11 protein-coding genes are annotated in these 12,548 nt (G+C 59.0%); 6 read left to right on the forward strand and 5 right to left on the reverse strand.

Annotated elements, in window-relative coordinates:
• Window positions 1–4 precede the first annotated feature (4 nt).
• A complete protein-coding gene (locus GHO42_RS11965) occupies window positions 5–823 on the forward strand; it encodes a gamma-carboxygeranoyl-CoA hydratase (protein WP_095038682.1) in 819 nt (272 codons plus the stop codon).
• On the forward strand, window positions 820–2,760 hold the full coding sequence (locus tag GHO42_RS11970) for an acetyl/propionyl/methylcrotonyl-CoA carboxylase subunit alpha (RefSeq protein ID WP_153327880.1): 1,941 nt from the start codon (window positions 820–822) through the stop codon (window positions 2,758–2,760). The genes GHO42_RS11965 and GHO42_RS11970 overlap by 4 nt, the downstream gene beginning before the upstream one ends.
• Before the next feature lie 60 nt (window positions 2,761–2,820).
• On the opposite strand, the gene GHO42_RS11975 is transcribed toward GHO42_RS11970, so the two are convergent.
• Window positions 2,821–3,480, reverse strand: coding sequence for a LexA family transcriptional regulator (locus GHO42_RS11975; protein ID WP_095001681.1), 660 nt, complete (start codon window positions 3,478–3,480; stop codon window positions 2,821–2,823).
• A 129-nt stretch (window positions 3,481–3,609) separates the two neighbouring features.
• Here GHO42_RS11975 and GHO42_RS11980 point away from each other — a divergent pair, with 129 nt between their 5' ends.
• The gene (locus tag GHO42_RS11980) at window positions 3,610–3,957 is read left to right on the forward strand and encodes a DUF6124 family protein (protein WP_095001682.1); all 348 of its coding nucleotides are present in this window, start codon (window positions 3,610–3,612) and stop codon (window positions 3,955–3,957) included.
• 47 nt (window positions 3,958–4,004) lie between these two features.
• Here GHO42_RS11980 and GHO42_RS11985 read toward each other — a convergent pair whose 3' ends face one another.
• Window positions 4,005–5,057 carry a Glu/Leu/Phe/Val dehydrogenase dimerization domain-containing protein gene (locus GHO42_RS11985; RefSeq protein WP_153327878.1) on the reverse strand — a complete coding sequence of 351 codons (1,053 nt, stop codon included), beginning with the start codon at window positions 5,055–5,057 and terminating at the stop codon, window positions 4,005–4,007.
• 170 nt (window positions 5,058–5,227) lie between these two features.
• Here GHO42_RS11985 and GHO42_RS11990 point away from each other — a divergent pair, with 170 nt between their 5' ends.
• From GHO42_RS11990 to GHO42_RS12000, 3 genes are all read left to right on the forward strand, one after another.
• Window positions 5,228–5,695 (forward strand): Lrp/AsnC family transcriptional regulator, encoded by a 468-nt coding sequence (locus GHO42_RS11990; RefSeq protein ID WP_095001684.1) that lies wholly within the window; start codon window positions 5,228–5,230, stop codon window positions 5,693–5,695.
• Between the two features lie 535 nt (window positions 5,696–6,230).
• Window positions 6,231–7,382 (forward strand): M14-type cytosolic carboxypeptidase, encoded by a 1,152-nt coding sequence (locus tag GHO42_RS11995; protein WP_153327876.1) that lies wholly within the window; start codon window positions 6,231–6,233, stop codon window positions 7,380–7,382.
• Between the two features lie 173 nt (window positions 7,383–7,555).
• A complete protein-coding gene (locus GHO42_RS12000; RefSeq protein ID WP_153327874.1) occupies window positions 7,556–8,866 on the forward strand; it encodes a protein kinase in 1,311 nt (436 codons plus the stop codon).
• Between the two features lie 56 nt (window positions 8,867–8,922).
• Here the strand turns inward: GHO42_RS12000 and GHO42_RS12005 are convergent, their stop codons facing one another.
• The 3 genes from GHO42_RS12005 to GHO42_RS12015 all read right to left on the reverse strand — a co-directional run bounded on the left by GHO42_RS12005 (window position 8,923) and on the right by GHO42_RS12015 (window position 12,467).
• Window positions 8,923–9,627, reverse strand: coding sequence for a YebC/PmpR family DNA-binding transcriptional regulator (locus GHO42_RS12005; protein ID WP_016782338.1), 705 nt, complete (start codon window positions 9,625–9,627; stop codon window positions 8,923–8,925).
• Window positions 9,628–9,734: 107 nt separating this feature from the next.
• Window positions 9,735–11,126 (reverse strand): FAD-dependent oxidoreductase, encoded by a 1,392-nt coding sequence (locus GHO42_RS12010; RefSeq protein WP_153327872.1) that lies wholly within the window; start codon window positions 11,124–11,126, stop codon window positions 9,735–9,737.
• A 15-nt stretch (window positions 11,127–11,141) separates the two neighbouring features.
• Window positions 11,142–12,467: an MFS transporter gene (locus GHO42_RS12015; protein WP_153327870.1), complete on the reverse strand. Its 1,326-nt coding sequence runs from the start codon at window positions 12,465–12,467 to the stop codon at window positions 11,142–11,144.
• Window positions 12,468–12,548 lie beyond the last annotated feature (81 nt).

The raw sequence follows: 12,548 nt of genomic DNA on the forward strand, positions 1-12,548 counted from the left end.
AAACATGATGGATTTCAACACCCTCGAACTGCACACCGATCCCCGGGGCTTTGCCACCCTGTGGTTGAGCCGCGAGCAGAAGAACAATGCATTCAATGCCGAGATGATTCGTGAGCTGATTCTGGCGCTGGAGGCCGTACAAGCCGACCCTGCCCTGCGTTTTCTGGTGCTGCGCGGGCGCGGCAAGCATTTCAGCGCCGGTGCCGATCTGGCCTGGATGCAGCAATCGGCCGAACTGGACTACCACACCAACCTTGACGACGCCCGCCACCTGGCCGAGCTGATGTACAACCTGGCCAAGCTGAAAATGCCCACCCTGGCCGTGGTCCAGGGCGCGGCCTATGGTGGTGCGCTGGGCCTGATCAGTGCCTGCGACATGGCTATCGGCGCCGAAGACGCGCAGTTCTGTCTGTCGGAAGTGCGTATCGGCCTGGCACCTGCGGTGATCAGCCCCTTTGTGGTGCAGGCCATCGGTGAGCGCGCTGCCCGCCGCTACGCCTTGACGGCTGAACGCTTCAGCGGCGAACGTGCCCGGGAACTGGGCTTGCTATCGGAGTGCTACCCGCTCGCCGAGCTTGAACAGCACATCGACCTCTGGATTGACAACCTGCTGCTCAACAGCCCCCAGGCCATGCGCTCATGCAAGGACCTGTTGCGGGAAGTCAGCCACGGAGCACCGACCCTGGCTATTCGCCGTTACTGCGAAAACGCCATCGCTCGCATCCGCGTCAGCCCCGAAGGCCAGGAGGGCTTGCGCGCCTTTCTGCAAAAACGTGCCCCCAGCTGGCAAGCCGATCCATCGACCCTGGAGCCGCGTTCATGAGCGCCCCTATTCTGACATCCGTACTGGTTGCCAACCGTGGCGAAATCGCCTGCCGGGTAATGCGCACAGCCAGGGCCCTGGGCCTCACCACAGTAGCCGTCCACAGCGCGACCGATCGCGATGCGCGGCATTGCCGCGAAGCCGATATCTGCGTAGACCTGGGGGGCAGCAAAGCGGCCGACAGCTACCTGAAAATCGACAAGATCATTGCAGCCGCCAAGGCCAGTGGGGCCCAGGCCATTCATCCCGGTTATGGCTTTTTGTCGGAGAACGCAGGCTTTGCCCGTGCCATTGAAGCTGCCGGGCTGATATTTCTCGGCCCGCCCGCCAGTGCCATTGATGCCATGGGCAGCAAGTCCGCCGCCAAGACCTTGATGGAAGTGGCGGGCGTACCGCTGGTGCCGGGTTACCACGGCGAAGCCCAGGATCTGGAAACCTTTCGCCTCGCCGCAGAACGCATCGGCTATCCGGTGCTGCTCAAAGCCACGGCAGGAGGTGGCGGCAAGGGCATGAAGGTGGTCGAGGACGTCGCCCAGCTGGCAGAGGCGCTGGCCTCGGCACAGCGCGAAGCCCTGTCGTCCTTTGGCGATGCGCGCATGCTGGTGGAAAAGTACGTACTCAAGCCACGACACGTGGAAATCCAGATTTTTGCCGACCAGCACGGCAACTGCCTGTACCTCAATGAGCGCGACTGCTCGATTCAGCGCCGCCACCAGAAAGTCGTAGAGGAAGCGCCAGCACCGGGCCTGAGTGTCGAACAGCGTCAGGCAATGGGCGAGTCCGCCGTGCGTGCGGCCCAGGCCATCGGTTATGTGGGCGCGGGCACTGTAGAGTTCCTGCTGGATGCGCGAGGCGAGTTCTTCTTTATGGAGATGAATACCCGCCTGCAGGTTGAGCACCCGGTCACTGAAGCCATCACCGGCCTCGACCTGGTGGCCTGGCAAATCCGCGTGGCACGGGGTGAAACCCTGCCCATCAGCCAGGCTCAGGTCCCGTTGAACGGCCATGCCATAGAAGTGCGACTGTATGCAGAAGACCCGGGCCATGATTTCCTTCCGCAAACCGGCCGTCTTGAGGTGTATCGCGAGTCGGCCGCTGGCCCGGGCCGTCGCGTGGACAGCGGTGTCAGCGAGGGCGACGAAGTTTCACCGTTCTACGACCCTATGCTGGGCAAGCTGATTGCTTGGGGTGAAGACCGCGAACAGGCACGTTTGCGCCTGATGGCCATGCTCGATGAATTCGCTATTGGCGGGCTGAAAACCAACCTGAATTTCTTGCGCCGCATTATCGGCCACCCTGCCTTCGCCGCAGCCGAACTCGATACCGGATTTATCCCACGCTACGAGGAAGAATTACTGCCTGCTGCCGAACCTTTGCCTACGGCATTCTGGTCTGCAGCTGCCCAGGCATTCAGCCAAAGCCAACCGCTACGGGTGCGCAACGATGACCCGGCATCGCCCTGGTCGGCAGCCAATGGCTTTCGTAGCGGCCTGCCGGCAAACACCTTGCTGGTTCTGGCCTGCAAGGGTGAACAGCAGGTTATCCACCTCAGTGGCAACACCACCACTTTGCGCGATGAACACCTGCTCATCGAGCAGGACGGTGTACGCCGTCAGCACCTGGCCATCCGTCGGGGCGATGCGCTGTACCTGCGCTGGGACGGTGATCTGCACTGCGTGCGTCTGCACGATCCGATCAGCGCCGTGGACGCCAGTCACACGGCCCAGGGCGGCCTGACTGCACCGATGAACGGCAGCATCGTACGTGTGCTGGTCGAGGTCGGGCAAACCGTCGAGGCCGGTGCTCAGCTGGTGGTACTGGAAGCCATGAAAATGGAACACAGCCTGCGAGCCCCCCATGCAGGCGTGATCAAGGCGCTGTTTTTCCAGGAAGGTGAAATGGTCAGTGAGGGCTCGGCACTGGTCGAGCTGGAATGAGAAAAGGCGGGTACCGTGACCGGTATCCGCCTTTTCACTTGCAGTATGGACACACCGCTTCTAAAACTTGGCAGTGGCCTGTACCACCACGCCGATAATCCGGCAGTTTTCATCAAACAGGGTTTTCGGGTAGGTCGGATTGAGTGGCTTGAGGTAACGTTGCCCGCTTTCTTCGATCAACTGCCGGAAAGTCGTGGCATCGGATTCCGGCGTAAGAGCGATGACCATTTTGCCTGGCGTGGCCTCGATGTCCGGATCAACCAGAATCATCATCCCCTGCGCAATGCTGACCCCCACCGGGGCAGTCATTGCGTCTCCCGTGACCAGCAGCCAGAACGCAGCGCCCTTGGCGTAGTGATCACTCACTTCAAACAGCGTACCGGGCGGTGCATAACCGGGCAGCAGCTTTTCGCTGACGTGACCCGCCGCTACCCAGTCGCGCACCGGGTAGCGGAATGCCGATGTGATCTCGTAGGTGTATTCGTCAACCCCGGGCTTGTCGCCCGCCTCGTTGCGCTCACGAATCACCAGGGCGACCTCAAGGTGCTCCAGCCCAAGGGCGTGAAGTACGTTGTTCATCGTCGGCAAGTCGGGTTGACGGCGTTTATTGAGCCAATGGCCGACTCCGCCCTGGGAAGCCCCGACGCGTTCGGCTAGTTTTTCTTGCGTGAGTTTCAGCTCGCGCAATTTGGTTCTGACTAAAGCGATCCATTTATCCATCTGCCGAACAATACGGATTGAATTCGACGCAACAATACACGAATTGTATTATTTACTTATAAGACAAAAATACTTAATGTACTAATCTGCTTTAGCTGACTCGATCAACTCCTGAGACGCAGGTAAATCATGACTCCCATAACAAAAATCCCTTTCGAAACCGAGTCCGATGCCGGGCTTGAATCCATCAAGGACAGCATCGCGACCCAGCGTGCCCTCGACTATTATTTGAAACCTCCTGTTTCTCAACACGCTACGGGTAAGAAAATTTTCCAGGTCAGCGATGACGTGAGCCAAGAAGAAGCTCTGGTGCTGGCCTCGGATTACTTGCGCTGCGCAATTGCCAATGCGCAAAGCGCCAGCGAGCATCAGCAGGGCTCTCAACGGGATCTGCTGCTGAGCCTGCTGCTGCTTATGGAGCCATCCCGGCAATTGCTGGACAAGGCTATCGACATGCAACAACTGACTGCCCGCTGAAGTGAAAAGGCGCTGATTGCCTGCTGCGGGCACCAGCGCCCTGGCTATCACGCGTTCAGACGCTCCTGGGCGAGGCTGTCGGCAATGCGCGTGGTGTTCATGTCCTGCGCTTTAGCCCTTAGAAAGATCTGACGCAACGTCTCGCCAATGCCTTCAACGTGCTGGCGAACCTGCTCAGGCGTGCCACCGTTGTACTCGTAAGACACGTCAATAATGCCGCCCGCATTGATTGCGTAATCCGGTGCGTGCAAGCAACCCCGACGCCACAATTCATCGGCATGGGAAGCCTTGGCCAATTGATTGTTGGCCGCACCGGCAATCACCGGTGCACGCAGTACCTGCAAGGTTTCATCGTTGATGATGGCACCCATGGCACAGGGCGAGAACACGTCGACATCGAGCCCGTAAATATCCAGTGCACTGACCGCATGGGCACCGAGTTCGTCGACAGCACGGCGCACATTGGCCTCCTGGATATCGTGAACCCACAGCTCGGCGCCCGCCTCCTTCAGGTGCCGGGCCAGGTTGTATCCCACCTGACCCAGCCCTTGAACGGCCACCCGCAGGCCCGTCAGGTCGTGGCGCTCCAAACGCTGCAACACTGCCTCACGCAGGCCAATAAAGACCCCGAGGGCGGTAGCCGGAGACGGGTCACCACTGCGCGTGCCACCGCCCAGTTGTTCGCGGGTGCCAGCACCCACCACGTGGCGGGTGCGCTGGCCCATGAGGGCCATTTCAGCAACCCCGGTGCCGGAGTCCGCCGCCGTGATGTAGCGTCCGCCCATGCTCTCGACAAAACCACCCATTGCCTGAAACAGCGCCTCGCTCTTGTCTTTGCGCGGGTCACCAATGATCACCGCCTTGCCGCCACCCAATGGCAACCCGGCCAGCGCCGACTTGTACGTCATGCCACGGGACAGGCGCAGCACATCGTTCAAGGCTTGCTGCTCGTCGGCATAGGGCCACATGCGGCAACCGCCCAGGGCTGGCCCCAGGCGCGTGTTGTGCACCGCAATAATGGCCTTGAGGCCCGTGGCCTTGTCATGACAGAACTGGACGTGTTCGTGGTGATCGAATTCGGGGTGGGTAAAAATCGGCATTGCGTTCTCTCTCTTGTTTTTAGCCAGAATGCGAGCCAGACCTTAAAGTCAGTCTGTGACCCGTGGCAAAAGAGTGAGGGTTTTACCTAGGATTTTTCTTTCTAAATTGCAGGAATTGTTCTGCTAATCTGCATGCATCATTCAAAAACAATAAGAAAACAGATCAATTCATGCAGATAAAGTTAAGCGCCATCGACCGCAAGATCCTTCGCCTGCTTCAGCACAATGCCGACCTGTCTGCCGCCGAGGTGGCGGAACGCGTGGAATTGTCGCAATCACCCTGCTGGCGGCGTATCCACCGTCTGCAAGAGGAAGGGCTGATCGAGCGCAAGGTCGCCCTGCTCAACCCGAAAAAACTCGGTCTCAATGTAGTGGTGTTCGTCAATGTGCGGCTGTCGGGCCACGGCCGTCGCCATCTGACCGAGTTTGAAGAGGCGATTACCGATTACCCCGAAGTGATCGAGTGCTACACCATGGCCGGGGACATGGACTACCTGCTCAAGGTGGTCACCCACGATATCGACAGCTACGAACGTTTTTTGCGCGATCACTTGCTGCAGAAACCACACGTACAGGAAGCCCACTCCAATATCGCCATGAGTGAGGTCAAACGCACCACGGAACTGTTACTCGATTAGGTCTGCAGGCCGCTGGATAGAGCATTGGGCCGGGGAGCGAAAAATTAATTTCGGGAAAGCGCGGGAAATAGCTTGATTTGCAAATGATAATGATTATTATTGCATGCAGCTGGTCGCGAGATCAGTCGATAATTCAAGGGACCTTAGGTCGGTCTTTTGAATTACCTCCTCATCAGGCTAATCACGGTTATTTGACCCGGCTTCTGGCCGGGTCTTTTTTTTGCGGCCAGTTATCTGGCTCTGCGTGCTTCAGGCTAATGAAGTCTGGTGTGCAGCCATTTTCTTGGGTGGCCGTCACGATAGGGTGATGATAGCAAAAGAACATCGAGAAACGGAAGCCTGAAGTCTAGGACTATAGCCGTAATGGCAATCTAGCACTTGAGAATCAATCGCAAAAACCCTACAATTGCGATGCGTCAAGGATGACGCCCCCCTTCGCTATTTCCTTCTTCCTCCCGCCTAAAATTCTGTATTGGCCTATCGCCATAGCACGGTACAGTAACGTCCACAATTATCAGATTTCGGGATTTGGACGATGACCGTGGCGCCCTCTTCACTTCATATCAGCAGCGACTTCGACAGCGGCAATATCCAGGTGCTGGATACCAGCAACCCGTTGCAGGTAAAACTTGCCATCAAGCCGGACACCAAGAGCCCGCATTTTCAGTGGTTCCATTTCAAGGTCGATGGCCTGACACCCGGTCACACCCACCATTTCCAATTGAGCAACGCCAGCCAGTCTTCCTACAATAAAGCGTGGGATGGCTATCAGGCAGTGGCGTCTTACGATCAGGAAAACTGGTTCAGGGTACCGAGCGATTTCGACGGCACATCCCTGAATATTCATTTTGCAGCCGAGCAACCTCAGGCCTGGTTTGCCTACTTCGAACCCTACAGCCGCGCACGTCATGATCAGTTGATCAAAAATGCCCTGCAGTGGTCAGGTTGCGAGCTGCTGGCCACCGGCAAGAGCGTTGAAGGTCACGACATCCAGTTGTTGCGCAAAGGTAGCGGCGCCAGCCACAAGCGCAAGATCTGGATCATCGCCCAGCAACATCCCGGCGAACATATGGCCGAATGGTTTATGGAAGGCCTGTTGGAGCGTCTGGAGCAAGGAAGCGACCCGCAAATGCGCAAGCTGCTGGACTACGCCGATCTTTACCTGATTCCCAACATGAACCCTGATGGCGCCTTCCACGGGCACCTGCGGACCAATGCCAACGGTCAGGACCTGAACCGCGCCTGGCAAAACACCAGCCCGCAGGTCAGCCCCGAAGTGTTTTTTGTCCTGGAGCAGATGAGCCAGTACGGCGTCGATCTCTTCCTCGACATTCATGGCGACGAAGAAATCCCCTATGTGTTTACCGCAGGCTGCGAAGGTAACCCGGGCTACACCCAGCGCCTGGCAACTCTGGAAGAACGCTTTCGCACGCACCTCAGCGCCCTGACCAAAGATTTCCAGACCACCCACGGCTACACCCGCGACGAACCCGGGCAAGCCAATATGACCCTGGCCTGCAACAGCGTTGGCCAACGCTTCGACTGCCTGTCGCTGACCCTGGAGATGCCGTTCAAGGACAACAACGATGCGCCGGACCCGCAGACCGGCTGGGATGGCAAGCGTTCTAAGCAATTGGCCAAGGACGTGCTGACCACCCTTTCGACGATGGTCAGAGAGCTGCGTTAAAAGCTGCATAAGCAGTACCGGGCCCGACCAAGGGCCCTTTACCGCTGACTGGCCAGAGCCCAGGTGCATCACGTTTTGCGCTCATAAGCCGCTGACAAATCCTCGGCCCCAAGCCGATAAATCGCTATCATGCGCGACACTTTTTGTCCTGCTTACGAGTCCCGACCCTGCATATGGATACCCTCGCTAAACTGCGCGCTGGCCAACTGGCGGGCCTCAAACGTCTTGATCTGTCGTGCGGGCTGACCGAGTTTCCGGCCGAGATATTCCAGTTGGCCGACACCCTGGAAATCCTCAACCTCAGCGGCAACGCCCTGAGCAGCCTGCCCGCTGACCTGCATCGCCTGACCCGGTTACGCATCCTGTTTTGCTCGGACAATCAATTCACCGAGCTGCCGGTTTGTCTTGGGCAGTGTGCGCAATTGAGCATGATTGGTTTCAAGGCCAACCGGATCGCCAACGTACCCGGTGCGGCACTGCCTCCTTTACTGCGCTGGCTGATCCTGACCGACAATTGCATCGAGCAACTGCCCGAAGAGCTGGGCCAGCGGCCACTGCTGCAAAAGCTGATGCTGGCAGGTAACCGCTTGCAGCAACTGCCCGCCAGTCTGGCCAAGTGCGAACGCCTGGAGCTGATCCGCCTGGCTGCCAACCAGTTCAGCGAACTGCCCGACACCCTGCTGGCCTTGCCGGGCCTGAGCTGGCTGGCGTATGCGGGCAACCCGCTGCGTGAAGATGCCAGCACCCGGCACCAGCCCGACACCACGCCAAATATTGACTGGTCGCAGCTCGAGCTTGAGCAAAAGCTGGGCGAAGGCGCCTCCGGGATCATTTATCAGGCTCAGTGGCGCGCACCGGGGCAATCCCTGCAACCGGTGGCGGTCAAACTGTACAAGGGCAGCATCACCAGTGATGGCTCGCCGCTCAATGAAATGAATGCCTGCATCGCGGCAGGCCAGCATCCAAACCTGATCAAGGTACTGGGCCGCGTCACGGGTCATCCAGACGATCAGGCCGCATTGGTGATGGAACTGATCGACCCGTCCTTTATCAATCTCGCGGCCCTGCCCAGCTTCGACACCTGTAGCCGCGACGTGTATGCCGACAGCACCCGTTTCACCCGCGACAGCGCCTTGCGCATTGCCCGCGGCATTGCCTCGGCGGCCGGCCACCTGCACGCGCAGGGCATCTGCCATGGCGACTTGTACGCACACAATATTTTATTCAATGCCCGGGGTGACTGCCTGCTGGGCGATTTCGGTGCAGCGTGCTTCCATGCCCTGGACGACAGCCCGCAAAGCCGGGCGCTGCAACGCATCGAAGTGCGAGCATTCGGGATTTTGCTGGGCGAGTTGCTGGAGCGGATCGACTCGGGCTTGAGCGATCAACAGCGCATTGAGCTGCAAGGGTTGCAACAGCGCTGTATTCAGCCAGAGGTACTGGCACGGCCGGGATTTGCCGAGGTTATACGGGCATTACAGTAAGTCCTGTAGCAGCTGCCTTCGTTCCTCGGCAGCTGCTACGGGATAGGCTCGATGGCTTACGCCAACGCTACAAACATGTCCTGCACGTCGTCCTGCTCTTCCAGCTTGGCCAGAAACTCTTGTACTTCGGCCATTTGCTCGTCCGTCAAACCGCTTACCGGGTTCTTCGGCTGGTAGCCCAGCTTGGCTGAAACCACGGTAAAACCTTGCTCGGGCAATGCTTTCTGTACAGCGTCGAGGTCAGTCGGCTCGGTGATGAACAAGGTCGTGCCTTCTTCTTCGCCTTCTTCGAAATCCTGGGCACCGGCTTCAATCGCGGCCATTTCAGGGTCTGCGTCCGGGGTATCAGGCTTGGCCTCGATCATGCCGACATGATTGAAGTCCCACGCCACCGAACCCGAAGCGCCCAGTTGGCCCTTGCGGAAGGCCACGCGGATTTCAGCGACGGTACGGTTGATGTTGTCCGTCAGGCACTCAATGATCAGCGGCACCTGGTGGGGAGCGAAACCCTCGTAGGTAACGCGGTGGTATTGCACGGCCTCGGTGCCGATACCGGCGCCCTTGTTGATCGCGCGCTTGATGGTGTCAGCCGGCATCGAGGCTTTTTTGGCCTGCTCATAGACCAGACGCAAGTGCGAGTTCATGTCCGGGTCGGCGCCGTTGCGCGCAGCAACCGTCAATTCCTTGGCCAGCTTGCCAAAAATCTTGCCGCGGCTGTTGGCGGCGTCCGCTTTATGTTTAACCTTCCACTGTGCGCCCATTACTCACTCTCTCAATCTGGTGTGTCGCAGCCTGTCGGCCGTCGAATGGGCGCAAGTTTATACGGCAAGAAGTCGGCAATCGACCAAAAAATCCAATTGATACCTGCTTAACCCTTGTCAGCCTTGCCCGCCGCCGCGGCAAATCTGGCCAGGCGCACATCCAGATGCCGAGGCCGGCGACCATGATCTTCGGCCCGTTCCTTGCGCCGAATGGCGTTGCGCACCATCAGCGACCCCAGGTAACGAATGGGTTCGGGCGGGAAATACCCCAACGGTCCATTGACCAGCGGCGAGCGGGTCCAGTCATTGACCAGCCCCAACACCAGCGAGGCGAGAATCTGCCCGCCCATATGGCAAGGCCCCACGCCGCTGCCTGAATAACCAAAGCCATAAAACACATTGCCGTGGCTGCTCATCTGACCAAAAAACGGCAAACCGGTGACAGAGCGGTCTGAAGGACCATTCCATGTCGCCTCGATCCCAACCCCGGCAAACGCCGGAAAGAACTGCTCCAGGCTTTTGCCCAGCAGCCCGGCGTAGGTCGACGGCTGATCGAACACAGGCAGCATGCGCCCACCGTAGGCAAAGGTATTGCCACCCTTGCCCAACATGATTCGTCCGTCCGGGGTGTTGTGGTAGTAGTGCACGAATATTCTCGAATCGAGCACGGTGACACCACTGGTCAGGCCGATGTCCTGCAGCAGGTCCGGGCGCGGTTCCGTGATCAGCATATCGCTGGAGACAATCGCCACACTGCGCTCGAACTGCGGGAATGCCCGGGCCATCCAGGCATTCATCGCGAGCACCACGCGGTCAGCACGAATGCTTCCGCCAGGCGTGCGGATCAGCGCCGGCGCGCCCTCTTCCAGCCCGGTCATTGGCGTGTTTTCGTGGATTTTAACCCCCAACTGCAAGGCCACCCGACGCAAACCACGCACCAGTTTGCCAGGCTGTACGCTGGCAGCAGCGGGAGAAAACCAGCCCTCCAAATGCTGGGCAGAACCGGCCCGGCGCTGCACGTCATCAACCGCCAGCTTGCTGAACGAGTTGATGGCCTGGCGCTCCAGCGCAGCAATCACGCCATCCGTCGATCCGATCTGGGCCTGATTGGTCGCGGTGTATAACGTGCCATCGAGGCGGTAATCAGCCTCCACACCATAGCGCTCACAAAATGCACCGATTGCGTAAATGCTCTGTTCCGAGGCTTTGACCAGCCGCACGGCCTCCTCCACCCCGAACAACCGCTCAAGGGTGAAGTACTTGGCCGACCATGACAGCGCACAGCCACCGTTGCGCCCGCTGGCACCTGCGCCGCATATATCGGCTTCAATCAGCACTACATCCAGTTCAGGGCTTTGCTCCTTGAGCATGATCGCCGTCCATAACCCGGTATAACCGCCCCCCACAATGCACACCTGGGCACGGGTTTCACCCGCCAGCGCCTCGCAGGGTGCTTCATTTTCCAGGGCCAGTGCCTGTTCCAGCCAAAAAGGTCGCATGGGTCATTCTCCTGCTCAGGTGCGTAAAGGCTTGATCAGCAATGGATGATTGGGCACAAACGGGCACGCGGCTTTGAGCCCCGCAGGTCGGCTGTTCCAGTGCGGAATCAGCACCAGCGAGGAAAACAGCGCGCAGCAGGCAAATACGATAAACACCGTGACCGTGTCGAAATAACCGGGCAGCAGGCCGCCCAGAATCGCCCCGACCGAGCCGCAGCCATTGACGAACCCCGCCGCCGTGGCTCCGGCCTTGGCGGTGCCGAAATCAATGGCTGCAGCGCCGCTGATCATGGAGTCAGGCCCATACAGAGTCAGGCCCATGACAAACAGCAAGGCCACCACCAGCACCACGCTGCCGGAATGCAGTGCACCCATGAAAAACGCCAGGGAAACGGTCAGCGCCAACAGGCTCAAAATGCAGGCGGGCATGCGCCGGGCACCGAACAGCTTGTCGGAGGCCAGGCCGATCATGATCGGCCCCAGCAAACCCGCCAACTCAAAGGCCGTAGGAATAATCGCGGCGCCGACCTTGCCCACTTGCGGCATTTGCTCGAACACAATCACCGGCCCCCACAGCAGAATCGCGTAGCGTGCCGGCTTGAGCATGAAGTACGCCAGACCCAGGGTCAGCACCGTGCGATTGCGCATGATCTCGCGCAGCGGCGCCCAGATGCTGATGCGTTTTTCGGCAGCGATTTCCTCAGCACTCATGTCGGGCTCTGGCTCGACAGCGGGCAGGCCAACATCTTGCGGCGTATTGCGCTGGAAGATAAAGAACAGCACCGCCACCAGCGCCACCACCGCCGCGCTGGAAATAAATGCCGCGTGCCAGCTGCCGATCAGCGTATAGGCCCACCACCCGGCAAAGGGTGAAGCTACCAACCCGCCAAAGGCATAACACGAACTCCACAGTCCCAGCACCCGACCACGTTGCTGCGCCGGGAAAAAGCTGCCGATGTTTTTGCACAGCCCCGACCAGCCGGTGGATTGCGCCAGGCCCTGAACCAGCATGCAGGTGGCAAAGATCGGCAAGGTGGCGTAAGTGCCCATTACCAACGCCGCCAGTGCAGAGATGATCAAGCCGCCCAGCACCACAACCCGCGGGCCGAAGCGATCGGCGAGGATGCCCCAGGTAAATTGCCCTACGGCGTAGGCTGCCAGATAGATGGCATCGAGGTTGGCCATTGCCATCTTGTCCAGATGAAAGCCGGGGTCATCAGCAATCCCCAGTTTGGCCACGGAAAAGGCTTTACGAGTGAAGTAAAAGGCCGCGTAGGCCAGCCAGGTGATGGCAAAAATCTGCACGCGCCAGCGCTTGATGGTGGCAAAGGAGTTGTTCATGTCGGGTCTGACCTCAGAGGTGGAATGTGCCGGCAGAATCAGAAGAGAACGCCTGTTTTTTTATTGTGTTGAGCACTTCAA

The sequence above is a fragment of the Pseudomonas sp. FSL R10-0056 genome (genome assembly GCF_009600105.1).
Classification (GTDB): Bacteria; Pseudomonadota; Gammaproteobacteria; order Pseudomonadales; family Pseudomonadaceae; genus Aquipseudomonas; species Aquipseudomonas bubulae.